The following is a 22,622-nucleotide window of genomic DNA, read 5'->3' on the forward strand; positions in this document are numbered from 1 at the left end:
GGCTCCTTCCTCCGCCCCGCCCAGACTCGGCCCTCGACCCGCTCCTCCTTCCACCCTCCATTTGCCGGTCGGTCTCAGTCACTTCGCCGGCAGTCTGACCAGCAACGTCCCCGAACCGTCCACGATGTCCAGCGTGCTGATCTGCGCTGGGCTGATCGAGGTGGAGGCGGGCACCGAGGCGCTCGACGCGTACCCCGAGCCCCAGGTTCCCGCCGTCTCGCTGTTCCCGTTCCGATCGTGCACCACCAGATGGCAGGTGATGCCGGACGGCAGCCCGCCCAGCTTCAGCTGGAACTGCGTCCCCCACGCCTCGGGCATGAGCGCGGCGATCGCCGAGACGTGGGTGGACGGATCGGTGGCGGTCCAGGTCGCAGCCGCTGCCGCTTGCGCCTGGGCGGGCGTCGGCGCCGCGCCGTTGCGGGACACCCCGGCGTAGACCACCACTCCGGCCACGGCAGCCGCCAGCCCCAGGCCGGCCGCGGTCAGCACCCGGCCTCGGTTCCGCCTGCGGTGCTGCGCCGCCGCTGCGGGCGGTGACTGCTCCCGCACCGGGCTCAGCGACTCGGCCGCCGGCGCGGACTCCTCCAACTCGTCGAACGGCGTGTGCCGCAGCAGCCCCGGCAACGGGGCCAGTTCCACCAGCTCCGCGCGGCAGAGCGGGCAGCCGGCGATGTGCGACTCCAGCGCCCTGCGCTCCTCGGGATCGAGGGCCCCGAGCAGATAGGCGCCGAGCGAGACGCTCTCCTGACACGGCGTCATCGGGATGTCACCCCTCTCTCCTCCAGTACGTTGCGCAGCGCCCGCAGGCCGTAGTAGCAGCGCGACTTCACGGTGCCCAGCGGCACCCCCAGGTGCTCCGCCGTCTCGGCGACGGTGCGGCGCAGGTAGTAGACCTCGATCAGCACCGCCCGGTGCTCCGGTCGCAGTCCGCGCATGGCCTCGAGCATCTGCCAGCGTTCCAGCATCCGGTCGAGCTCCTGGTCCCCGTCGCCGCGGGCCCAGTCGCCGGCCTCCTCGTCCGGTAAGGGCGACTCGGCGGGCCGAGCCTTCACCTTTCGGTACGCGGACACCACCAGGTTGTGGGAGACGGTGTGCAGCCACGGCCCGGCCCGGTCGAGGTCGAGCGAGTCCTGGTGCTGCCAGGCGCGCAGGAAGGTCTCCTGCACGATGTCCTCGGCCCGCTGGTAGTCCCCGTGGACAAGCCCCAGTACCCGGGTCAGGACGGATCGTCCGTACCGGGAGTAGAGGGAGCGCACGAACTCGGAGTCGCGCGCAGACGCATGGTCCACACCCCAAGTACGCACCAGCAGGGCGAAGGGTTCAAGCCGTTTCGGCGGTTCATCCCCATCCGTCACCCGTGTCCCTTGCCGCCACCGACATCCGCGTCCGTCATCCGCCCGCAGGCGCGGAGCAGCAGCAGGGAGCGGCCCGGGACGGTGATCGCCGCGCCCGCCTCGCAGCGGGTGGCCGGGGCATCGGCCTGGTCCTCCAGGGAAGTGTCGACGACGGTCTCGTACGCCTCGGCCCAGGGCGCGCCGGGGAGCAGGAAGCGGGTCGGGCGGTGGTGGGCGTGGAGGATCAGCAGGAAGCTGTCGTCAGTGAGCTCCCGCCCGAGCGGGTCGCGTTCCGACATCTCGTCCCCGGACAGGAACATGCCCAGGGTGGCGCCGGGGGCGTACCAGTCGGCCTCGGTCATCTCCCGTCCACGGGGGGTGAACCAGGCCAGGTCGCGCAGGCCGCCGGGATGGGCGGGGCGTCCGGAGAAGAAGGCGCGCTGGCGCAGCACCGGGTGGCTGCGGCGCAGCCGGATCAGCCGCGCGGTGAGGTCGAACAGGGCCTGCCAGCCGCCCCCGCCGCCTGCTCGGGCCGCCTCGTCATCCCCCTCACCCCCCTCACCCCTGTCATTCCCGTCATCCTGGTCATTCTGCAATAGCGACCAGTCGATCCACCCGGTGGGGTTGTCCTGGCAGTAGGCGTTGTTGTTGCCGCCCTGGGTGCGTCCCATCTCGTCGCCGGCCACCAGCATCGGCACGCCGGTGGAGAGCAGCAGGGTCGCCGTCAGGTTGCGCAGTTGCCGTCGCCGCAGCGCGTTCACGGAGACCGACTCGGTCTCGCCCTCCGCGCCGCAGTTCCACGAGTGGTTGTCATTGGTGCCGTCCCGGTTGTCCTCGCCATTGGCCTCGTTGTGCTTGCTGTTGTAGGAGACCAGGTCACGCAGGGTGAAACCGTCGTGCGCGGTGACGAAGTTGAGCGAGGCGTACGGCCGCCGTCCGCCCTGCTGGTACAGGTCGGACGATCCGGCCAGCCGGTAGCCGAGCTCCCGCACGTCCGGGCGCGCCCCGCGCCAGTAGTCGCGGACGGTGTCCCGGTAGCGGTCGTTCCACTCGGTCCACAGCGGCGGGAAACCGCCGACCTGGTACCCGCCAAGGCCGACGTCCCAGGGCTCGGCGATCAGCTTCACCCGGCTCAGCACCGGGTCCTGCGACACCGTGGACAGGAACGGCGCGAGCATGGACACCTCGAACGGCGACCGCGCCAGCGCCGCCGCGAGGTCGAACCGGAAGCCGTCCACGCCCATCTCGGTGACCCAGTACCGCAGCGAGTCGGTGACCAGCCGCAGCACCTGCGGTTGGTTGGTGTCCAGAGTGTTGCCGCAGCCGGTGAAGTCGGCGTAGGCGCGACGGTTGTGGGGCTGCAGCCGGTAGTACCCCGCGTTGTCGATGCCGCGCAGCGACAGGGTCGGGCCGCCCTCGCCGCCCTCGGCGGTGTGGTTGTAGACCACGTCGAGGATCACCTCGATCCCGGCGGCGTGCAGGGCCCGCACCATCTGCTTGAACTCGGTGACCTGCTGGCCGCGCGTCCCGGAGGCGGAGTAGGCGCCGTGCGGCGCGAAGTAGGCGATGGTGTTGTAGCCCCAGAAGTTGCCGAGCCCGCGCCGCTGCAGATGCTCCTCGTCGGCGAACTGGTGCACCGGAAGCAGTTCCACGGCGGTGACGCCCAGCCGTGTCAGGTGCTCGATCGCGGCCGGGTGCGCCAGGCCCGCGTAGGTACCGCGCAGCTCCTCGGGGATGCCGGGATGCCGCTGGGTGAAGCCCTTGACGTGCAGCTCGTAGAGGACGGTGTCGGCCCACGGGATCTTCGGCCGGCGATCGTCGGACCAGTCGTCGTCGTCGCTGACCACCACGGCCTTGGGCACGTGCCGGGCCGAGTCGCGGTTGTCCCTGACCGTGTCGGCGACGTCGCGCTCCGGCCAGCCGCGGACGTGACCGTACAGCGCGTCGTGCAGCCGGAACGAACCGTCCAGGGCTCGGGCGTACGGGTCGAGCAGCAGCTTCGCCGGGTTCCAGCGCGCCCCCGTCCACGGGTCCCAGCGGCCGTGCACCCGGAACCCGTAGCGTTGGCCCGCCACGATGCCGGGCAGATGGCCGTGCCAGATCTGGAAGGTCTGCTCCTGCAGCTGGTACCGGGTCTCCTGGTCCTCCTGGTCGAACAGGCACAGCTCGACCGCCTCCGCGCCGGCGGCCCACAGCGCGAAGTTGGTTCCGGGCCTGCCGTCGGGCCCGATGTGGACCCGGGCGCCGAGCGGCTGCCAGCTGCCGGGCCAGACCGGGGCGTGCACCGGGGCGGTCTCCGCGCCGGGCAGCGGCAGCTCCGTGGGTACCAGCTGGAGCCCGCCGCGATCGCGAGCGGTTCGCGGACGGTCGGCCCGACCGCCGTCCGCGTCGCCGTCCGTACGGTCGCCCGCCCCCTGCCATGCCGCCATGACGCGTACCTCCCCGCTGCGGGGAGTCCCGTTCCCCGGCTGGAATGTACGTTCCCTCCCAGCCTGCAGATGTCACGTGCCAGCGCTGATGTATCCGTCGGCGGCCGTGACCCGGCTCCTCGGATGATCGTTGATCCTTCCGGGCCAAAGAAGGAGCGGCGACGGTGAGTCAGCAGTGCGGGACAGGACGGCGTGCGGCGCGGAGCCGGACCGGACGGGCGCTGGCGCTCGGCACAGCCGCCGTGTTCAGCACGATCGTGCTGCTCGCGGGATGCGGAAGCAGCCAGCACGGTTCCGGTTCCTCGGCCGATGCCGCGGCAGCGGTGTCGTCGGCCGTCGTCATCGTCACTCCCGGCGACGGGGCGGCCGAGGTTCCGGCGGAGGGCGGCGTCGGAGTCAGCGTCAGTTCCGGGCGGCTCAGCCAGGTCCAGCTGAAGGACGACAAAGGCATGCCCGTCCCCGGCGCCGTGGCGGCCGACGGGACGTCCTGGAAGCCGACCACCACGCTGATGCCGGCGACCCGGTACACCCTGGACGCGATCGCCACCGACAGCGGAGGGCTGCAGGCGGCCAAGCACGTCACCTTCACCACCTTCGTGCCCAGGAACACCTTCATCGCCTTCTACACGCCCGAGGACGGGAGCACCGTAGGCGTCGGCATGGAGGTGTCGCTGCACTTCAACCGCGACATCGCGGACCGGGCCACCGTGCAGCGTGCCGTCCAGGTCACCGCGAAGCCGTCGGTCACGATCGCCGGGCACTGGTTCGGGGCGAAGCGGCTCGACTTCCGCCCCGAGCACTACTGGAAGCCGGGCACCAGGGTGCTCCTCTCGCTCAGGTTCAAGGGGGTCGAGGGCGCACCGGGCGTCTACGGAACCCAGGACAAGCAGGTCTCGTTCACCGTCGGCCGGGAGCAGACCAGCACCGCCGACGCAGCGGCGGACACCCTCACCGTCCGCCGCGGCGGGCAGGTGCTGCGTACCCTGCTGATCTCCGCGGGCGGCCCGGGGCACGACAGCTACAACGGGATCATGGTGATCTCCGAGATGTACCGGGTGACCCGGATGAACTCGCGCAGCGTCGGCCTGGGCAGCGAGTACGACATCCCCGCGGTCCCGCACGCGATGCGGCTCACCGACTCGGGAACCTTTGTCCACGGCGTGTTCTGGCGGCCTGCCTCGGCCTTCGGCTCCCAGAACACCTCGCACGGCTGCATCGGCCTGTACGACACCAAGGGCGGTGGCGACAGCACTCCGGCCGGCTGGTTCTTCGACCACTCCATGCCCGGCGACGTCGTCGTGGTGATCGGCTCGCACGGCGACGCGGTGGCTCCCGACAATGGCATGAGTGGCTGGAACCTGCCCTGGGCCCGGTGGTTGGCGGGCAGCGCCCACCACTAGGTCCTCGAGTCGTATCCGCCGGTCAGGCAGGGTACGTAAACACCCAAGCAACGATCCGGTACCGGAACCGCACGATCGGGCGTTTGGGACACCCTTGCGCAGAGATCTCCCAGCTACGCCGGTTAAGCTCACCCGCGACCGCTTGGTGACGTGAAAAAGCTCCACCCTCAGGTGCAACTGAGAAGAGCGGTAGCGCGTTCATAGAGGTTGAACATCCGGGAGGGGAGAGTCGGTTGAATTCGGCACGGGCGGTTGACGCCACCAAGGACAAGCGCGACGGCGGACGGCGCCGCAGGAACGCACGCCGCGGTCTGCTCGCGGTCGCCGTCGGCTCGGTGCTGCTGGTCGCCACGGCCTGCAGCAGCAACGGCGGCAATCTGCACGCTGCGCCGGTCGGCAACGGCGGCTCGGCAACGCCCGGCGCGGGGGCCAGCGCCACCACACCGCAGAACTCCGCTGCGGTGGTCACGATCCTGCCCAAGAACGGTTCCACGGACGTGGACACCACGGGCGCGCTGAAGATCACCGCGGCCTCCGGCAAGCTGACCCAGGTGCAGGTGGCGTCCTCGGACGGCACCGCCGTGGCCGGCGCCATCGCCGCCGACGGCAGCAGTTGGGCCCCGGCCGGGGCGCTGCGCACGGGTACCAAGTACAGCGTGGCGACGACCGCTGTCGACAGCGCCGGGCTGAAAGTGTCCGACCAGTCCTCGTTCACCACGCTGACGCCGAGTGGCACCAACATCGGCAACTTCAACGTGGACCCGGGCGCGACCTACGGCGTGGGCATGGAGGTCTCGATCACCTTCACCCACTCCGTGTCCAGCGCCTACCAGGCCGCGGTGAAGAAGGCGATCACCATCACTGCCTCGCCCGCCGTCGACGTCGAGGGCCACTGGTTCGGCAGCGACCGGATCGACTACCGCCCGCAGAGCTACTGGGCCCCCGGCACCAAGGTCACCCTGCACATGAACCTCGACGGGGTGCAGACCGCGTCCGGCGTGTACGGCAAGCAATACAAGGACGTCAGCTTCACCATCGGCCGCAGCCAGACCAGCGTCGCCGACAACAACGCGCACACGCTGAAGATCTACCACGACGGCGTGCTCTACAAGACGCTGCCGGCCAGCCTCGGCGACTCCACGCACACTACGTACGACGGCAAGATGGTGATCACCGAGAAGGACCCGGTGGTCAACATGAACTCGCAGACCGTCGGCCTCGGCAACGCGTACGAGATCAAGGACGTGCCGCACGCCATGCGGCTCACCACCTCGGGCACCTTCGTGCACGGCAACTACTGGCGGCCGATCTCGACCTTCGGCAGCCAGAACACCAGCCACGGCTGCGTGGGACTGCACGACGTCCAGGGCGGCGGCGACCCGTCGACCCCCGCGGCCTGGTTCTACAACAACTCGATGATCGGCGACGTGGTCGAGGTCATCAACTCGCCCGACAAGATCGTCGCTGCGGACAACGGGCTCAACGGCTGGAACATGGCCTGGGCGGCCTGGACCGCCTGACCCGCTCGGTTCCTCTCGGTTCCGATCGGTTCCACCTCCGGTTCCTCTTCTCGACACGGCCCGGTCCCCACTGCGGGGGCCGGGCCGTGTCACGTGGCGGTCCCTCCCGTTAACATCGGTTCACCGCATCCCTCAGGGCCGCTCAGGAGGCACCCATGACCGCGTTCGTCACCCTCGAAGTCGAGGACGCCGTCGGTACGATCCGGCTGTCCCGCCCGCCGATGAACGCCCTCGACGTGGCCATGCAGGACCAGCTCAAGCAGGTCGCGGAGGAGGCCGCCGCGCGCGCGGACGTGCGGGCCGTGGTGATCTGGGGCGGCGAGCGGGTGTTCGCGGCCGGCGCGGACATCAAGGAGATGCAGCGCATGTCGTACACCGACATGGTCGAGCGCGGCGGCGCACTGCAGGACTCCTTCACCGCGGTGGCCCGTATCCCCAAGCCGGTGGTCGCCGCGGTGACCGGTTACGCCCTGGGCGGCGGCTGCGAGCTGGCGCTGTGTGCGGACATCCGGATCGCCGCGGACAACGCCAAGTTCGGGCAGCCGGAGATCCTGCTCGGCCTGATCCCCGGCGCCGGCGGCACCCAGCGCCTCTCCCGTCTGGTCGGACCGGCCAAGGCCAAGGAGCTGATCTTCTCGGGTCGGCAGGTCCGCGCCGACGAGGCGCTGCGGATCGGCCTGGCGGACCAGGTGGTGCCGGCGGAGGAGGTCTACGCGACGGCCCACGCCTGGGCGTCGAAGCTGGCCGCCGGCCCCGCGTACGCGCTGCGCGCGGCAAAGGAGGCCGTGGACCGCGGCCTGGAGACGGATCTCGACACCGGTCTCTCCATCGAGCGCCACCTCTTCGCCGGACTGTTCGCCACGGAGGATCGGGAGATCGGGATGCGCAGTTTCGTCGAGGAGGGTCCGGGGAAGGCCAAGTTCCGCTGAACTCTGCCGACCTCCGGCGGTTCTTCGAACTAATCCGCTCACCAGTGCGATGACGCGGCATATGCCAGATGCAATGATGATTCTTTACGCATTGTGCTCCCCAAGTCACCTCAGAGTGGCGATGATAGGGACATGGCGGCACGGGGCGAGACGGAACGACACCACTCGGAAGCGAGCGGCGGTGCCGTAGGCACAGTGTGCTCCGACGACTGGCCCGGGCTCTGGCCCGACACGCTCGCCGAGTCGGCCACCACCTCGGAGGAACTGGAACTCGCACTCTTCGGTCAGCTCACCGACCCGCTCACCGACGAGGTGCGTTTACCTTCCGGGCCGGAGTCCTCGGCGCGGGCCCGTCGCCTCACCCGGTCCGCCTTGGAGTCCTGGGGGCTCGACGGCCTGGGTGAGGTGGCGGAGCAGCTCGTCGCGGAACTCGTCGCCAACGTGGTCAGGCACACCGGCGGGCGTTCGTTCGGCCTGCGGTTCGTCCGCCGCCAGGGTTGCGTGCGCTTCGAGGTCCGAGACCCCTCGCGCGCGCTGCCCTGCCTGATCATGGGCGAGACGGAGGACGACGCGGGCAGGGGACTGCAGCTGGTCAACGTGCTCTCCGACCGCTGGGGCGCGGATCTTCTCTCGCGCGGCAAGTCGGTCTGGTTCGAGCTGCGGGCCCGTGAGGTCTCCCTCGGCTGACCTTCTCCCCGGTGCCTCCGCCTTCCGGAATAGCCGGGCGGACGGCTGAGGTTGGCGTACTCGCCGATCTGCTGACACTGGGGGAGAAGACCATGACCATCCGACCCACGTCGAGTGACCGCGTGTCGGCACTGCCCCTGTTCCCCTCGCTTCCGGCGCTTCCGGCGTCCCCGTTCAGCCTCGCCGGTGCCGGACTGGTCCTGCGCGACTGGACCGACGACGACCTCCCGGCGATGGTGGAGCTGTTCGACGAGGCGGAGGTCGCCCGCTGGACGCCGCTGCCCTCCCCCTTCGACCTGGAAGCGGCCAGGCGCTACCTTGCCAGGGCGCGCGACGCCCGGGGGGAGGGCCGCCGCATCCAACTCGCCGTCACCACCGACGGCGGCGCGCCGTTGGGCGAGGTCCTCGCGATGCCAAGGGGCGACGGCCGGGAGGTCGAGCTCGGCTATGCGATCGGTGCGGCCCATCGCCGCCGGGGCCTGTCCAGCCGTACCGTGCGACTGGTCACCGGGTTCGCCTACGACGTTCTCGGCTCGCGCCGTATCCTGCTGCGCATCGCGCCGGACAACGAGGCCAGCTGCGCCGTCGCCCGCTCCGCGGGCTTCCAGGTCACCGACGCGCCGCCCGACGTCGTCGAGACCCCGGACGGCAGTCGCCAGACTCTGCGCTTCTGGGAGCACCGCCGCGGCGGCGCGGCGCCGCGACCCCGACGAGGCTGAGCCGCCGCAGGGCAGCAGGTCACGACCCGTCGAGGCCGCCGTCCGTTTCCGGAACGGGCGCCATCGCCGCCAGCGAACGGGCGGCGATGCGGTCGAGGTTGGCTGCGAAGACGCTGCGCGCGTCCGGATTGACCCGGGTGAGGGCGACCATGGCGGTGACGATGACGTCGCAGAGTTCGTTCTGGACGTCCTCCCAGGTGTGGGAGTAACCCTTGCGCGGGTTCTGCCCGGTGGCGCCGATGACGGCCTCGGCGACCTCCCCCGCCTCCTCGGTGATCTTGAGGATCTGCAGCAGGGTCTTTGTCTCCTCGGGCAGCTCGCTGCCCCGGTCGAGCCAGTCGACAAGTCGGCCGATGGTGTTCCAGGCGGGATCTTCCATGGCACTCCTCGTGTTGGTCGGTGGCCGGCCCAAGCCTGCCCCGCACCGTAGCGGACGGCACTGACAGCGGAACTGACGCTGTACCAGGTATTGACCCGGATCTGCCCTGGGCTCCAGTCTGAACGTATGTTCAGAACCCTTGTTCAGAACGTACCCGCAGTCGCCGACACCTCTGACACCTCTGACACCTCCGACACCGCTGACGTGGCGGTGATCGGCGGCGGCATGTCCGGCATGGCGACGGCGCTGCGCCTGCAGTCCGCGGGCCTGTCCACCGTGGTGCTCGAGGCGCACGGCCACGCCGGCGGGTGCGCGGGCTACTACCGCAAACGGGGCTTCTCCTTCGACGTCGGGGCGACGACGCTGGTCGACTTCGCGCCCGGCGGGGTCGGCGCGGAACTCCTGGACAGCGTCGGCATCGCGCCGCTGAACGCGCAGGAGCTGACCGGCTATCGGGCCCACCTGCCCGACCGCGAGGTCGTGCTGCACCGCGATCAGTCGGCCTGGCACGCCGAGCGGCTGCGGATGCTCGGCGACAGCGAACGGCACCGCCGGTTCTGGGCCCTGCTGGACCGGTTGGCGCAGACCTTCTGGCAGGCCAGCCGGGCGGGCGTGCGCCTGCCGGTGCGCGGCCCGGCCGACGCGCTGCACGATCTGCGCGCGGTCGGCCTGTCCGGCGTACCGCTCGCCCGCCACCTGAACCGGACCCTCGGGGACGCGCTGCGCAGTCACTCCCTGCGTGACGACGCGGCGCTGGTCGGGCTGCTCGGCATGCTGGTCGAGGACACCGTGCACACAGGAGTCGACGACGCTCCGCTGATCAACGCCGCGCTCGGGGTGACCATCCGGGGCGCGGGCCTGAGCCGGCACGTCGGCGGGATGCACGGCTTCTGGCGCGCGCTGGTCACGCACTACCGGGGCCTCGGCGGTCGGCTCCGCGTCGGCTGCCAGGTGTCGCAGGTCGTCGGCGGGCCGGGGCACTACCGGTTGACCACCCGTCACAGCACCCTCCACGCCAGGCGCGTCGTCTGCGCCCTACCAGCGGCCAGGACGGCTGCGATCTGCGCCGGACTTCCGGTCGCCACCAGGCTGCAGACCTTCCTGGAGCGTGATGCGCAGGCCCTGGGCGGCGCCTGCGTGGTCTTTCTCGGGGTGCCCGAGGAAGAGGTGGCAGCCCAGGAGCTGACGCATCATCAATTGCTGCAGGCCTACGACCGGCCGCTGGGCGAGGGAAACAACATGTTCGTCTCGGTGTCGGCGTCTGGGGATACGCTCAGCGCACCACCGGGACACCGGGCGGTGATGATCTCCACGCACACCGAGCTGTCCGGCTGGGCCGGGCTCGATCCGGCCGCGTACGAGCAGCGCAAGAAGGAGATCGGCGAACGGCTCGTGGGCTACGCCCGGCGGGCCTACCCCGCCCTGGGCGAGCGGGCCGTGATCGCGCAGACCGGAACCCCGCGCAGCTACCAGCGGTTCGGTTTCCGTCCGGACGGCGCCGTCGGCGGTCCGCGACAGCGGCTGGGCAACACCAACCAGCACGCCGTGCCGCACGATCTCGGTGGCCCCGGACTGTGGCTCGTCGGCGACTCGACCTGGCCGGGACTGGGGACCGTGGCCTGCGTGCTCGGCAGCCGCATCGTCGCCGAAGGGATGCTGCGCGAGAAGGGATTCGCCCGATGACCCCGACCCACCCGCCGGCCGGGTCCGACCTGCCCGGCGGCTGCTGCCCGCCCGCACCGGCCGCCGGCTCGACCCTCCCCACCCTCGCCGCTCTCGGCGCCGACCGTTTCGTCACCACGCGCCGGCAACGGCTGACCGCGCTCGGCCGCCCGGGCGCGGGCATGCTCTGCTTCGCCGTCGCGGCCTGGCTGCAGTGGTGGTGGCTGACCCCGGTGATCGTCTTCGCCACCTTCGTCGCGGTCGTCACGGTCACCCACGACGTGGTGCACCACACGCTCGGTCTGTCGGCGCGGGCCACCGACTGGGGGCTGTTCGCGATGGGCCTGGTGCTGCTGGAGAGCGGGCACGCGTACCGGGCCACGCACACCCAGCACCACCGGCTGTTCCCCCATCCCGACGACCCCGAGGGCTACCCGGCCGAGCTGACCCTGCTCGGCGCGGTCTGCTACGGCCCGGTCTTCCTGGCGCGGTTGTGGTGCTGGTCGTACCGGCGCGGAGCGGACCGCGGGTGGCTCCTGGCCGAGGCGGCGGCCCCGTTCGCCTTGCTCGGCGTCGGAGTTCTCGCCTGGCCCTACACTGCTGGGGTGTTGGTCTACGCGGTGATGGCGATCGTCGGAAGCTGGGTGTACCCCCTCCTGACGGTGTATCTGCCGCACCACGGCTACGGGGACACGCCGTTGACGCAGACCCGCACGCTGCGCGGGAGGATCATCCCGGCGATCTTCCTGGAGCTCACCTACCACCTCGAACACCACCTCTACCCGCAGGTGCCGAGCCATCATCTGCCGGAGCTGGCACGCCGACTCGACAGCTACCTCGCCGCCAACGGCGTCCGGCCGGTCCGCGTTGTCTGACACGCGCGGCCGCGTGCTCGACGCCGCCCTGGCCTGCCTGGTGAGCCATGGCTACGGCGGCACCACCGCGCGGGCGATCGCGCAGCTCGGCGGCTTCGCGCCCGGGGTGATCTACTACCACTTCACCGATCTGGACGAGGTGCTGGTGGCTGCGCTGGCGCGGACCTGCGAGTCGCGCGTCCAGCGGTACCGGGCCGAGCTCTCCGGAGTCGACCGGGCCGGGCGGGCGGTCGAACTGCTCCGCGAGCTCTACCGCGAGGACACCGAGGTCGGGCACATCGCCGCGGTCCAGGAGATCTACGCCGGGGCCAGGCCGGGGTCGCGGCTGGCCGCCCAGCTCGCCCTGGAGACCCGGCGCTGGGAGGAGTTGGCCGAGGAACTGCTCACCACGCTGTTGCGCGGCAAGCCCCTCGCGTCCGCGGTGCGGGTACCCGTGCTCGCAAGCGCGGCGGTGGCCTTCTACCTCGGCACGGAGACCCTCACCCATCTCGACGGTGACCGCTCGCGGCCGGCGGAGTTCTTCGACCAGGCGGCCAGACTCGCCGCCGTATTCGACCGGATCCCGCGACTGCGCAGGCGCACGAACCAGCCGTCCTGAGCTGAGGCATCGTCACGGGCGTTGCGCCCCCTCTCGACTTCTGGGTTCGGGTTGCGTACGTTCGCAAGCGGCATGCGCGGTCAGGTCCCTGTCACAACCCCCGACAGGGCAGTTCGGGCATGCCGTCAAGGAGCACCGCCGCACGGCAGGGTCGCCGGGTCGGCGCGCTACTCGCGCGCGCCGCAGACGGATCGGAGGAGCTCGTGGGTTCACCAAGGGTCAGCAGAAAGGTCTTCGTCGCGCTCGCGGCGCTGGCGACGTTCGCGGTCGCGCCGATCGCCGCGGCGTCCTCATCGGCGGCTCAACCTGGAGCCGCGCCCCGGTTAGGCGCAGCAGGGTCGGTTTCGCAAGGGTCGGTTTCGCAAGGGTCAGCGGCGCAGCTCAAACGCGGTGACTGTGCCAGGAGCAGCAACTGGTGCACCGAGGTCGACGACAGCGAACTGGTCTTCGGCGAGGGCAAGTACGTCGGGCACGACGAGCCCTCGGTGCTCTACTACAGCAACAAGCCGGGTGCGGGGAACGACAACACCTACTACCTGCGGCTGCCGAAGGATCCACCGGCCCAGCCCAAGCAGGACGGGTCCGGGTCCACCTGGAACTTCCAGCTCCACCCGGCGTTCTGGTTCGGCATGGCGATGTGCGACGACCAGTCCGCGCCCGGTCCCGCCAGCGGCAACGCCGCCTGCAAGGCGGACTCCGACAGCAACATCTACAACGACTCCAACCCGGCCTCGCCGCACTACATCGGCAAGCACCCGGGCTCGGCCTTCATGGAGATGCAGTTCTACCCGCCGGGGTGGACCGCGTGGCCCGCGGGCAACAGCTGCGACGCGACCAAGTGGTGTGCCGCGCTCAACATCGACAGCTTGTCGATCGACTACAACAAGGGCCTGCAGAACAACGCCGCGTGCCTCAACAGCGCCGGCACCGAACCGGTCAACTTCGCCTACATCACCAAGAACGGCAGGTCGACCGCGCCGGCCGACCCGACTGACAACAACCGGTTCAACCTGGACCCGAAGCGCGACCTGTTCATGAGCTCCGGCGACGTGCTGAGAGTCCACCTCTTCGACACCAAGGCGGGCTTCAAGGTCGAGATCACCGATGTCAGCGCGGGTTCGCGCGGCTCGATGACGGCGTCCGTGCCCAACGGCTTCGCGCAGGTCACGTTCGACCCGGCGGCGACGAGTTGCCAGACCGTACCGTCGGCCTACCACCCCATGTACTCGACGTCGAGCGAGCAGACCCGCGTGCCGTGGGCCGCGCACTCGTACAACACCGCCTACTCCGACGAGACCGGACACTTCGAGTACTGCGCGGCGGCCGACCCGACGACCGGGAACTGCGCCCAGTCGGCCGGCACCGAGCCACTCGACCTGGACGACAACGGCTGCTTCAACCCGAGCGACTCGTCGCTGGTGCGGATCGGCGGCTGCCTCGGCAACGTGCCGACCGACGACGACTACGACGGAGTGCCCTACCAGAAGGTCTGGCCCGGCACCGGTAGCCCGTCCGTCGACCGAGCGACCAAGCCGCAGCCGATCCTGTTCACCAGCCCGCTCATCAAGGGTTCCCAGCAGTTCGACCGGGTGGCCTTCGAGACCGACCTGCCGCGCATCGAGGACAACGGCACGCAGGCGAACCCGTGCAACCGGACCACCGGTGCCAACTGCGTCAACCCGCCGCCCGGAGCCAACTTCTACCCGATGTTCACGACCACCGGAGCCGGCGGAGCGTGCGTCTGGCAGGAGGGCGGAGCGAACATCCCCGGCACCCGCAACACCTTCGGTGGCAGCTCGGCGACCGAGTTCGGCGGCCTGCTGACGAACGTCTACCCGGGCCTCAACAACAACCCGAGGTTCGTCATCAACGACTTCCGGCAGGTCCTGCCGAACAACCCCTGCACCCTCCTCGGCAGCAACAACGCCAGTGCCCTGAACAGCGCGGCCCACTAGCCCGACCGACCAGCAGCCGGTGTCCCACCCCGGGGCACCGGCTCTGCCGCGTCGTCAGACCCGGCCAGGCGTGGGTGGCACCCCGGTGATGATCTCCTCGACGCTGCCGACCAGTTCACGTACCCGCGCCTGGGCGCCCTCCTGGTCGTCCCGGTCCCAGACGAGAGGGGTGCAGGCGTAGGCGTCCAGGTCCTGCGCCGCGGCGCCGTACGCCCGCCGTACCGCCTCCGGACGGCGCGCGGCGAGGGAGGTGGCACGGCCGGTCAGGAAGGTGGAGACGACGCCGAGGAAGCCGATGTCCACGCTGCGGTGCAGCATGCTGATCGCGGCGAAGAGCACGCCCAGCAGGTAGAGCAGGACCAGCAGCATCCTGAGCCGGGAGGCGATCCGGCGGGCGCGTTCGGCGGCGTGACGGAACTGTTGCCGTTCGGTGCGCAGACGAGTGAGCTGATACGCCTCCCATCGCTCCCGAGGGGGCATCCGGACCAGGGCGTACATACCCCGGGTGGGCCCGGGTTCTGCGGCAGGGAGCTCGACGAGGTCGACTCGGGAACGGTTCACCAACTGGTTCGCGGCCTCGACGTATCGGGCGGCGTAGTCCTGTGGCGACGCGGCGGCGGGGAGCGTCTCGACGGCCATCGCCCACCGCCAGGAGCAGGAACTCAGGGCGATGCTGAGTTCGGCGGCGGCCCGCCAGCGTTCGTCGGGGCGGGCCAGCAGGCAGAAGAGCTCCAGCATCGCGCCGAGAACGAAGAGCAGCAGGATCGCGATGCGCGCGACCTCGTCGGCGCCGGTGGCATGCGCGACGGTGAGACACCCGACGAGCGGGGAGCATTCCCGCGAGCGGATCTGGGCGGTCCACGCGGCGAACAACACGCCCAGGACGCCGAGCATCGAACGGCCGAACCCGCTCCACGCGTACTGCCACCACAACCGGGTGGCCGTCGTGTTCGTCGCCACTAGCAGGCTGCTGCGATCCAGCCCGATCAGCACCTCGGCCGGTATCCGCGGCACGAGGGCCGCTCTCCCGTCAGTGGGGCCGCCCACTTCCGTGCCGCTCTGCGATAACGGACCCCTCCGGGCATCCGCCGATTCTGGTCTCAAGGCGCCTCCCCCGGACGCGACAGTGCACAGGCCGACCGGCACGATTCAGCGCGACGGAACCACGTCGGCTGCGAACGCTGTCAGCAACCCGATGATTGCGCGCGACAGAGATCGACCTCAGCCGAATTCCCAAGTTCTGCGGTCCAGGACTCGATGGAGTTGACCGCCAAGCCGCCGCGGGAGGTCTCCTTGTACGCGACCCGCAAGGAGACGGCAGATGATCAAGGCTATGACCAGGGCTTTTGCTGTCTTATCGGCGCTGGCGCTGATCTCAGGGACTGAAGTCGTCGGGGTTGGTGGTGAACGGAGGGAGGTCCTCGGCGATGGCTATTGCGGCGATCATCAGGTCGGCCACGCGCCTTCGCGGTTTCCGCCCAGCGCCGATCACGGCGGCACAGATCCGGCCGTGAATGCGTGCGGCCTCAGTGTCGAAGGGGATGGGGGGTCGAACTCGTTCTCGGCACGTTGGAGGACGTCGAGTCGGCGGGCTCGCTCCGCGTAGTCGTCGTAGTCGGCCTGTTCCTCGTTCTGTCGGACCTCGTGCGGTCCGGCGGACAGCTCAGCCAAGGTGATCGCGCTGATGGCCATCTCGACCGGGAGCTCGGCCGGGTTCACCCAGCGACGCAGGATCATGATGTCGGTGTCGAGCAGACCCCGCTCGTGCTCAACGGGTATAGGGATCGTCCGTCTCCTGTGCGGCCGTGGCGTCCTGATCCGCCCGGAAGGCATCCAGGGAGATGTCGGGTGCGCTTCGCGACATGGCGGCGAACTCTGCCCGGGGAACGAAGCGCCTGCGGCGCTTCAGCGGGATCAGCTCCCCGATCCGGTGGCCGTCGCGGGTGACGGTGAACGACTGGCCGACCTCGACGGCGTCCATGATCTCTCTCGACCTGCTGCTCGCTGTGCCAGGCCGGGCACTTCCCACGTGACTCGGTTCTGAACTACTTCCAGTGTCTGCCAAAGCGGTCAGGGTCCACGTCCCAGAGGGGTGCCCGTTGCGGGCGTCAGTAGCCCGTCCCTTTCTTGACCCGGGCCCGCTCGACCTCGCTGGTCGCACCCTTGTGGTCCAAGGTGGCACACGCGTCGGCGATGTCCTGGGTCAGGCGATCGATCTGCCCGCGGCTCAGGGTCTCCTTGACGAGGGCACGCAGGATTTTCACCCGATCGGCATTGGGCGGAAGCGTGTACGCCGGCACCATCCAGCCGCGCTCGGCCGAGAGCTGCCAGGCGATGTCGGACTCGTCGTAGGCGTGCTTGCCGGTGAGGCGGAAAGCGACCAGCGGTAGTTGCTCGAGGTCGCTGCCGATCACTTCGAAGCGGCCGCTGCTACGCAGGTTGTCCGCCAATGCGCGGGCGTTCGACTGCATCGTCTCCATGACGTAGGTGTAGCCCTGGCGACCCAGCCGTACGAAGTTGTAGTACTGCGCGAGCACCATTGACGCGCCGGTGGAGAAGTTCAGCGTGAACGTCGCGTCGGTCTTGCCCAGGTAGTTCTCGTAGAACACGAGCTTCTCGGCCAGGTCGGACTCATCGCGGAAGACCAGCCACCCGATGCCGGGGTAGACCAGGCCGTACTTGTGTCCCGAGACGTTGATCGAGCGGACCCGCTCGAGCCGGAAGTCCCATTTCGAGTCCGGGTAGAGGAAGGGCCACACGAAGCCGCCGCTGGCGGCGTCGACGTGGATCGGGATGTCGAGGTCCCGTTCCTTGTGGACGTCCCGTAGAAGCTTGTCGATCCCGACGACGTCGTCCTTGTGGCCGGTGAACGTGGTGCCGAGGACGGCGACGACGCCGATCGTGTTCTCGTCGAGGTGGGGTTCCACGTCCTCAGGACCGATCGTGTACTTGTTTTCGGCGAGCGGCACGATCCGCGGCTCGACGTCGAAGTAGCGGCAGAACTTCTCCCACACGACGTGGACGTCGCCGCCGAAGACCAGGTTGGGTCGGTCGACCGACAGGTTGGCCGCCTGGCGGCGTTCCTGCCACTTCCACTTCAGCGACAGCGCGCCGAGCATGATTGCCTCGGACGAGCCCTGGGTCCGACATCCGGTGGTCTTGCCCGGAGCGTGGAAGAGGTCCGCGAGCATGCGCACGCAGCGCTGCTCGATCTCGGCGGAGATTGGGTACTCCGCGTGGTCGATGAAGTTGCGGTGGAGGTTCTCGGCGATGATCCGTTGTGCCTCCGGCTCCATCCACGTGGTGACAAACGTGGCGAGGTTGCGCTGCGGGTCGCCCTCCATGACGAGGTCCTCGTCCAGCAGCCTCATAGCGTCCGTCGCGGTCATGCCCTCCTCGGGAAACGTCTCCGAAGGAGTGGGTGCGGTGAGGAAGCGGTTACCGAACAGGGACGCGGCGTCACTCTTGGTCATGCCGAGATTCAATCCCCTCCGGCGCGGGCGCCATGCCCGAGACCCGTGGATCGGGCTCGGAATACATCCGGATGAGTGCAGATCTGCTGAGCTGGGGGCTCCATTTGGATCAGGTCGCGAGTATGAGCGACGCTGCTTGATCAGGTGTCGGCGCCTGAACAGCACGTCGGAGTCTTACGACCTGGGGAGCGATAGGGCTCGGGCGCCCACCGCCCGGCACCTCCGCTTGCCGCGTTGCCGGCCCCCATCATCAGCGGCTGGCGGGCCCAAGTAGCTCCGCTACAAGGGCGTCCCTGGGCGCTTTTCAGTCGAAGGCACCAGACGGCGTGGTGCCCGAGCCCTATCGCTCCCCAGGTCGCTAGCCTGATCACCCGGAGCCGGGTCGGAGCAGCGGGAGGCAATGGTGCCTGGCGAGCGTGTCGGCCCCGTACGGGAGACCGGGTTCGGGCGCTTCGTGACGTTGCGGGAGAGGGGCCGCTCCGACGGGAGCCTAGTGCGCTGGGAGTCGCGCTGGCATCGCAAACACGCGCCTCGGCCGTCCGGCCGCAGTGTCTGGTGGGCTCCGCGCGAGCGCGGGTGGTGGATAGGGGTCCTGTTCGCGATCGGCTCCTTGCTCTTCGCTCTCGGCGTGGTACCGGTCTACGCCGCCGCCGTGGGTGTCCGGGCCGACGGGCTGACGTTCTTCATCGGTTCGATCTTCTTCACTGCGGCCGGTTTCCTGCAGTACCGGGAGGCGGTCGACGCCGCGCCCGCCGCCGCGCGGCCCCACGGGCGCCGCGTGCTGGTGTACCTGCCGCATCAGATCGACTGGTGGGCGACGGCGTGGCAGTTCGTCGGGACGCTGGCGTTCAACATCAGCACCGCGGTGGCGGTTGGGGCGGCGATCGGTTCCACGCAGTACCGCGGCCACGTCTGGCGGCCCGACATCGTCGGGTCCGTGTGCTTTCTGGTCGCGAGCGTGCTCGCCTGGTTCGAGGTCTGCCACGGCTGGGCGGCCTGGCGTATCCGGTCGGTCGCCTGGTGGATCACCGCCGTGAACCTGACTGGCTCGATCGCGTTCGGGGTGTCGGCCGTGGCCGCGTTCGTCGAGCCGGGAACGACCGATCTGCTGAGCGCGCCGGTGTCGAACCTGGGCACCCTGATCGGCGCTGTGCTGTTCTTCGCGGGCGCCGCGTTGCTCCTGGTCGAGCGTATGGAGCCAGAGCCCACAGGGTAGTGGGCCTATCAGGAAGGTGGTGGCAGGCCGACTCGAAGGAGACCAAGCCGCGGATCATCGTGCGTTCCGTCAGCACTCGATGACGTTGACCGCGAGGCCGCCGCGCGAGGTCTCCTTGTACTTGACCTTCATGTCGGCGCCGGTCTCCTTCATGGTCTTGATCGCCTTGTCGAGGGAGACGTGGTGGCGTCCGTCGCCGCGGAGGGACATGCGGGCGGCGGTGACCGCCTTCACCGCGGCCATGCCGTTGCGCTCGATGCAGGGGATCTGGACCAGGCCGCCGACCGGGTCGCAAGTGAGGCCGAGGTTGTGCTCGATGCCGATCTCGGCGGCGTTCTCGACTTGCTCGGGGGTGCCGCCCAGCACCTCCGCGAGGCCGCCCGCGGCCATCGAGCAGGCCGAGCCGACCTCGCCCTGGCAGCCGACCTCGGCGCCGGAGATGGAAGCGTTCTCCTTGAAGAGCATCCCGATGGCACCGGCGGTCAGCATGAAACGGACGATGCCGTCGTCGTCCGCGCCCGGGATGAAGTTCAGGTAGTAGTGCAGGACAGCGGGGATGATCCCCGCCGCGCCGTTGGTGGGCGCGGTGACGACCCGGCCGCCCGCGGCGTTCTCCTCGTTCACCGCCATCGCGTAGAGGGTCACCCACTCCATCGCGTTCGCCGGACTGATGCCCTCGACCCGCAGCGCGCGGGAGGCCGGGGCGGCGCGGCGGCGGACCTTGAGCCCGCCGGGCAGGATGCCCTCGTGGTTCATGCCGTTGCGCACGCACTCCTGCATGACGTGCCAGATGTCGAGCAGTCCGGAGCGGATCTCCGCCTCGCTGCGCCAGGCCTTCTCGTTCTCCAGCATCAGCGAGGACACGGAGAGCCCGGTCTCGGACGCGTGCCGCAGCAGTTCCGCGCCGCTGCGGAAGGGGAAGCGCAGGACGGTGTCGTCGGGCTTGACCCGGTCCGCGCCGATGGCGTCCTCGTCCACGACGAAGCCGCCGCCGACCGAGTAGTAGGTCTTCTCCAGGACCGGAACCCCGGCGGCGTCGTAGGCGCAGAGCGTCATGCCGTTCGCGTGGTACGGCAGTGACCTACGGCGGTGCAGGATCAGCTGGGTGTCGGGGTCGAAGTCGATCTCCTGCGCCCCGAGCAGCCGTAGCCGTCGGGTCGACTTGATCCGCTCCACGTCCACGTCCGCCTGGACGATGTCGACGGTCCGGGGCGAGTTGCCCTCCAGGCCGAGCAGGACCGCCTTGGGGGTGCCATGGCCGTGCCCGGTGGCGCCGAGCGAGCCGAAGAGCTCGGCCCGTATCGAGGCGGTCTGCGCCAGTGCGCCCTCGGATTTGAGCCGCCGCGCGAACATCCGGGCAGCGCGCATCGGTCCGACGGTGTGCGAGCTGGAGGGCCCGATGCCGATGGAGAAGAGGTCGAACACGCTGATGGCCACGGGAGACGCCCTTGTCTGCTGGTGGGACGGGTGGTGTTGGTGCACGTGCGGATGTGCGCAGGTGATGGTGCACGTGCGCCGGGGCACCGGCCCACTGACCAGTGTGCGCGGTGCCCCGGCGTAAGGAGCGGTGTCGGCGGGTGACGTCACTCACCGCGTCCTCGGGCTGGTTACAGGTCGGGGTAGAGGGGGTGTTTGTCGGCCAGGGCGGTGACGCGGGCCGCCAGTGCGGTGCGGGTGGTGTCGTCGAAGGTGGGTTTGAGGGTTTCGGCGATGATGTCGGCGACTTCGGTGAAGTCGGTGGGGCCGAAGCCGCGGGTGGCCAGGGCGGGGGCGCCGATGCGTAGGCCGGAGGTGACCATGGGGGGTCGGGGGTCGAAGGGGACGGCGTTGCGGTTGACGGTGATGCCGACCGAGTGGAGGCGGTCTTCGGCCTGTTGGCCGTCGAGTTCGGAGTGGCGCAGGTCGACCAGGACCAGGTGGACGTCGGTGCCGCCGGTCAGGACGGAGATGCCGGCGGCGGTGGCGTCGGGTTGGGTGAGGCGGTCGGCCAGGATGCGGGCGCCGTGAAGGGTGCGCTGCTGGCGGTCCTTGAACTCGTCGGTGGCGGCGACCTTGAAGGCGACGGCCTTGGCGGCGATGACGTGTTCGAGGGGGCCGCCCTGTTGGCCGGGGAAGACCGCGGAGTTGATCTTCTTGGCCCATTCCTGGGTGGACAGGATGACGCCGCCGCGTGGTCCGCCGAGGGTTTTGTGGGTGGTGGTGGTGACTACGTCGGCGTAGGGGACGGGGTTGGGGTGCAGGCCGGCGGCGACCAGGCCGGCGAAGTGGGCCATGTCGACCATGAGCAGGGCGCCGACGCTGTCGGCGATGCGGCGGAAGGCGGGGAAGTCGAGTTGGCGGGGGTAGGCGGACCAGCCGGCGATGATGAGTTGGGGTTGGTGTTCCTTGGCGAGGCGTTCGACCTCGTCCATGTCGACCAGGTTGGTCTGGGGGTCGACGTGGTAGGCGGCGACGTTGTAGAGCTTGCCGGAGAAGTTGATGCGCATGCCGTGGGTCAGGTGGCCGCCGTGGGCCAGGTCCAGTCCCAGGATGGTGTCGCCGGGTTTGATCATGGCGAACATGGCGGCGGCGTTGGCGGAGGCGCCGGAGTGGGGTTGGACGTTGGCGGCCTCGGCGCCGAACAGTGCCTTGACCCGGTCGATGGCGAGTTGTTCGACGACGTCGACGTGCTCGCAGCCGCCGTAGTAGCGCCGGCCGGGGTAGCCCTCGGCGTACTTGTTGGTCAGTACCGAGCCCTGTGCTTCCAGGACCGCCACCGGGGCGAAGTTCTCGGAGGCGATCATCTCCAGGGTGGACTGCTGGCGGTGCAGCTCGGCGTCCACAGCCGCCGCGACCTCCGGGTCGAGCGAATGCAGGGACTGGTTCAGAACCGTCATGGTGTGTGTTCCCTCACAAGGCCGGGCGCGAAGCGCCACGGAAGGGGGTGGTGGTCGGGCGACAGAAAGGGGAGGGCGCGAAGCGCCACGGAAGGGGGTGGTGGTCGGGCGACAGAAAGGGGAGGGCGCGAAGCGCCACGGAAGGGGGTGGTGGTCGGGCGACGGGAGGGGGCTAGGCGCCGGTGTGGGCGGAGTACTCGTCGGCGGACAGTAGGCCCTCGGGAGTGCCGTCGAGGCGGATCTTGAACAGCCAGCCCTCGGTGAAGGGGGCGGAGTTCACCAGCGCGGGGTCGTCCACCACGGCCTGGTTGGCCTCGACGATCTCGCCGCTCGCGGGGGAGTAGAGGTCGCTGACCGACTTGGTCGACTCCAGTTCGCCGCAGGTCTCGCCCGCGGTCACGGTCTGGCCGACCTCGGGGAGCTGCACATAGACGACGTCGCCGAGCGCGTCGGCGGCGAAGGCGGTGATGCCCACGGTCGCCACGCCGTCCTCGACGGCCGTCAGCCACTCGTGTTCCTTGCTGTACGTGAGGTGCTGGGGGTTGCTCATGACGGTGATTCTCCAGGATG

General features: G+C 69.8%; 20 protein-coding genes and 1 pseudogene. 10 read left to right on the forward strand and 11 right to left on the reverse strand.

Annotated elements, in window-relative coordinates:
- Nucleotides 1–78 precede the first annotated feature (78 nt).
- The 3 genes from ABIA33_RS21485 to glgX all read right to left on the reverse strand — a co-directional run bounded on the left by ABIA33_RS21485 (nt 79) and on the right by glgX (nt 3,763).
- Nucleotides 79–759 (reverse strand): anti-sigma factor, encoded by a 681-nt coding sequence (locus ABIA33_RS21485; RefSeq protein ID WP_370083985.1) that lies wholly within the window; start codon nt 757–759, stop codon nt 79–81.
- Nucleotides 756–1,289 (reverse strand): sigma-70 family RNA polymerase sigma factor, encoded by a 534-nt coding sequence (locus ABIA33_RS21490; protein WP_370083986.1) that lies wholly within the window; start codon nt 1,287–1,289, stop codon nt 756–758. The genes ABIA33_RS21485 and ABIA33_RS21490 overlap by 4 nt, the downstream gene beginning before the upstream one ends.
- Before the next feature lie 62 nt (nt 1,290–1,351).
- Complete coding sequence (gene glgX / locus ABIA33_RS21495) at nt 1,352–3,763, reverse strand: glycogen debranching protein GlgX (RefSeq protein ID WP_370083987.1); 2,412 nt, start codon at nt 3,761–3,763, stop codon at nt 1,352–1,354.
- A gap of 164 nt (nt 3,764–3,927) precedes the next feature.
- Between glgX and ABIA33_RS21500 the strand changes: the two genes are divergently transcribed.
- The 5 genes from ABIA33_RS21500 (at nt 3,928) to ABIA33_RS21520 (ending at nt 9,018) form a co-directional block, all read left to right on the forward strand.
- On the forward strand, nt 3,928–5,163 hold the full coding sequence (locus tag ABIA33_RS21500) for an Ig-like domain-containing protein (RefSeq protein WP_370083988.1): 1,236 nt from the start codon (nt 3,928–3,930) through the stop codon (nt 5,161–5,163).
- A 233-nt stretch (nt 5,164–5,396) separates the two neighbouring features.
- Entirely contained in the window at nt 5,397–6,683 is a 1,287-nt protein-coding gene (locus ABIA33_RS21505; protein WP_370083989.1) for an Ig-like domain-containing protein, read from the forward strand.
- 155 nt (nt 6,684–6,838) lie between these two features.
- Nucleotides 6,839–7,612, forward strand: a complete 774-nt coding sequence (locus ABIA33_RS21510) for an enoyl-CoA hydratase/isomerase family protein (protein ID WP_370083990.1) — start codon at nt 6,839–6,841, stop codon at nt 7,610–7,612.
- A gap of 132 nt (nt 7,613–7,744) precedes the next feature.
- Entirely contained in the window at nt 7,745–8,299 is a 555-nt protein-coding gene (locus ABIA33_RS21515) for an ATP-binding protein (RefSeq protein WP_370083991.1), read from the forward strand.
- Between the two features lie 92 nt (nt 8,300–8,391).
- Nucleotides 8,392–9,018, forward strand: coding sequence for a GNAT family N-acetyltransferase (locus ABIA33_RS21520; RefSeq protein ID WP_370083992.1), 627 nt, complete (start codon nt 8,392–8,394; stop codon nt 9,016–9,018).
- 19 nt (nt 9,019–9,037) lie between these two features.
- Here ABIA33_RS21520 and ABIA33_RS21525 read toward each other — a convergent pair whose 3' ends face one another.
- Nucleotides 9,038–9,397: a MazG-like family protein gene (locus tag ABIA33_RS21525; protein WP_370083993.1), complete on the reverse strand. Its 360-nt coding sequence runs from the start codon at nt 9,395–9,397 to the stop codon at nt 9,038–9,040.
- Nucleotides 9,398–9,523: 126 nt separating this feature from the next.
- Here ABIA33_RS21525 and ABIA33_RS21530 point away from each other — a divergent pair, with 126 nt between their 5' ends.
- The 4 genes from ABIA33_RS21530 to ABIA33_RS21545 all read left to right on the forward strand — a co-directional run bounded on the left by ABIA33_RS21530 (nt 9,524) and on the right by ABIA33_RS21545 (nt 14,487).
- On the forward strand, nt 9,524–11,080 hold the full coding sequence (locus ABIA33_RS21530; RefSeq protein ID WP_370083994.1) for a phytoene desaturase family protein: 1,557 nt from the start codon (nt 9,524–9,526) through the stop codon (nt 11,078–11,080).
- Nucleotides 11,077–11,934, forward strand: coding sequence for a TMEM128 family protein (locus tag ABIA33_RS21535; protein ID WP_370083995.1), 858 nt, complete (start codon nt 11,077–11,079; stop codon nt 11,932–11,934). Before ABIA33_RS21530 ends, ABIA33_RS21535 begins: the two co-directional genes overlap by 4 nt.
- Nucleotides 11,927–12,532: a TetR/AcrR family transcriptional regulator gene (locus ABIA33_RS21540; RefSeq protein ID WP_370083996.1), complete on the forward strand. Its 606-nt coding sequence runs from the start codon at nt 11,927–11,929 to the stop codon at nt 12,530–12,532. The genes ABIA33_RS21535 and ABIA33_RS21540 overlap by 8 nt, the downstream gene beginning before the upstream one ends.
- Before the next feature lie 203 nt (nt 12,533–12,735).
- Nucleotides 12,736–14,487 carry a hypothetical protein gene (locus ABIA33_RS21545; protein ID WP_370083997.1) on the forward strand — a complete coding sequence of 584 codons (1,752 nt, stop codon included), beginning with the start codon at nt 12,736–12,738 and terminating at the stop codon, nt 14,485–14,487.
- Between the two features lie 54 nt (nt 14,488–14,541).
- On the opposite strand, the gene ABIA33_RS21550 is transcribed toward ABIA33_RS21545, so the two are convergent.
- The 4 genes and pseudogenes from ABIA33_RS21550 to ABIA33_RS21565 all read right to left on the reverse strand — a co-directional run bounded on the left by ABIA33_RS21550 (nt 14,542) and on the right by ABIA33_RS21565 (nt 17,960).
- A complete protein-coding gene (locus ABIA33_RS21550) occupies nt 14,542–15,501 on the reverse strand; it encodes a hypothetical protein (protein ID WP_370083998.1) in 960 nt (319 codons plus the stop codon).
- A 370-nt stretch (nt 15,502–15,871) separates the two neighbouring features.
- Nucleotides 15,872–16,266, reverse strand: a pseudogene (locus ABIA33_RS21555) (type II toxin-antitoxin system VapC family toxin); the annotation flags it as partial.
- Complete coding sequence (locus tag ABIA33_RS21560; RefSeq protein ID WP_370083999.1) at nt 16,256–16,468, reverse strand: prevent-host-death protein; 213 nt, start codon at nt 16,466–16,468, stop codon at nt 16,256–16,258. The gene ABIA33_RS21560 and the pseudogene ABIA33_RS21555, both read right to left, overlap by 11 nt.
- A gap of 127 nt (nt 16,469–16,595) precedes the next feature.
- On the reverse strand, nt 16,596–17,960 hold the full coding sequence (locus ABIA33_RS21565) for a glutamate decarboxylase (protein WP_370084000.1): 1,365 nt from the start codon (nt 17,958–17,960) through the stop codon (nt 16,596–16,598).
- A 652-nt stretch (nt 17,961–18,612) separates the two neighbouring features.
- Here ABIA33_RS21565 and ABIA33_RS21570 point away from each other — a divergent pair.
- Nucleotides 18,613–19,176 carry a hypothetical protein gene (locus tag ABIA33_RS21570; RefSeq protein ID WP_370084001.1) on the forward strand — a complete coding sequence of 188 codons (564 nt, stop codon included), beginning with the start codon at nt 18,613–18,615 and terminating at the stop codon, nt 19,174–19,176.
- A 69-nt stretch (nt 19,177–19,245) separates the two neighbouring features.
- Here ABIA33_RS21570 and ABIA33_RS21575 read toward each other — a convergent pair whose 3' ends face one another.
- The 3 genes from ABIA33_RS21575 to gcvH all read right to left on the reverse strand — a co-directional run bounded on the left by ABIA33_RS21575 (nt 19,246) and on the right by gcvH (nt 22,602).
- Nucleotides 19,246–20,613 (reverse strand): L-serine ammonia-lyase, encoded by a 1,368-nt coding sequence (locus tag ABIA33_RS21575; RefSeq protein WP_370084002.1) that lies wholly within the window; start codon nt 20,611–20,613, stop codon nt 19,246–19,248.
- A gap of 170 nt (nt 20,614–20,783) precedes the next feature.
- Nucleotides 20,784–22,052 (reverse strand): serine hydroxymethyltransferase, encoded by a 1,269-nt coding sequence (gene glyA, locus ABIA33_RS21580; protein ID WP_370084003.1) that lies wholly within the window; start codon nt 22,050–22,052, stop codon nt 20,784–20,786.
- Between the two features lie 172 nt (nt 22,053–22,224).
- Nucleotides 22,225–22,602 (reverse strand): glycine cleavage system protein GcvH, encoded by a 378-nt coding sequence (gene gcvH, locus ABIA33_RS21585; RefSeq protein ID WP_370084004.1) that lies wholly within the window; start codon nt 22,600–22,602, stop codon nt 22,225–22,227.
- Nucleotides 22,603–22,622 lie beyond the last annotated feature (20 nt).

The organism is Streptacidiphilus sp. MAP12-16 (genome assembly GCF_041262165.1).
GTDB lineage: Bacteria > Actinomycetota > Actinomycetes > Streptomycetales > Streptomycetaceae > Streptacidiphilus.

Bases quoted from the DNA above. Each gene is read 5' to 3' on its own strand.
- ABIA33_RS21485 (WP_370083985.1), bottom strand. From the start codon at position 759: ATGACGCCGTGTCAGGAGAGCGTCTCGCTCGGCGCCTATCTGCTCGGG.
- glgX (WP_370083987.1), bottom strand. From the start codon at position 3,763: ATGGCGGCATGGCAGGGGGCGGGCGACCGTACGGACGGCGACGCGGAC.
- ABIA33_RS21510 (WP_370083990.1), top strand. From the start codon at position 6,839: ATGACCGCGTTCGTCACCCTCGAAGTCGAGGACGCCGTCGGTACGATC.
- ABIA33_RS21515 (WP_370083991.1), top strand. From the start codon at position 7,745: ATGGCGGCACGGGGCGAGACGGAACGACACCACTCGGAAGCGAGCGGC.
- ABIA33_RS21520 (WP_370083992.1), top strand. From the start codon at position 8,392: ATGACCATCCGACCCACGTCGAGTGACCGCGTGTCGGCACTGCCCCTG.
- ABIA33_RS21525 (WP_370083993.1), bottom strand. From the start codon at position 9,397: ATGGAAGATCCCGCCTGGAACACCATCGGCCGACTTGTCGACTGGCTC.
- ABIA33_RS21530 (WP_370083994.1), top strand. From the start codon at position 9,524: ATGTTCAGAACCCTTGTTCAGAACGTACCCGCAGTCGCCGACACCTCT.
- ABIA33_RS21535 (WP_370083995.1), top strand. From the start codon at position 11,077: ATGACCCCGACCCACCCGCCGGCCGGGTCCGACCTGCCCGGCGGCTGC.
- ABIA33_RS21560 (WP_370083999.1), bottom strand. From the start codon at position 16,468: ATGGACGCCGTCGAGGTCGGCCAGTCGTTCACCGTCACCCGCGACGGC.
- ABIA33_RS21565 (WP_370084000.1), bottom strand. From the start codon at position 17,960: ATGACCAAGAGTGACGCCGCGTCCCTGTTCGGTAACCGCTTCCTCACC.
- glyA (WP_370084003.1), bottom strand. From the start codon at position 22,052: ATGACGGTTCTGAACCAGTCCCTGCATTCGCTCGACCCGGAGGTCGCG.
- gcvH (WP_370084004.1), bottom strand. From the start codon at position 22,602: ATGAGCAACCCCCAGCACCTCACGTACAGCAAGGAACACGAGTGGCTG.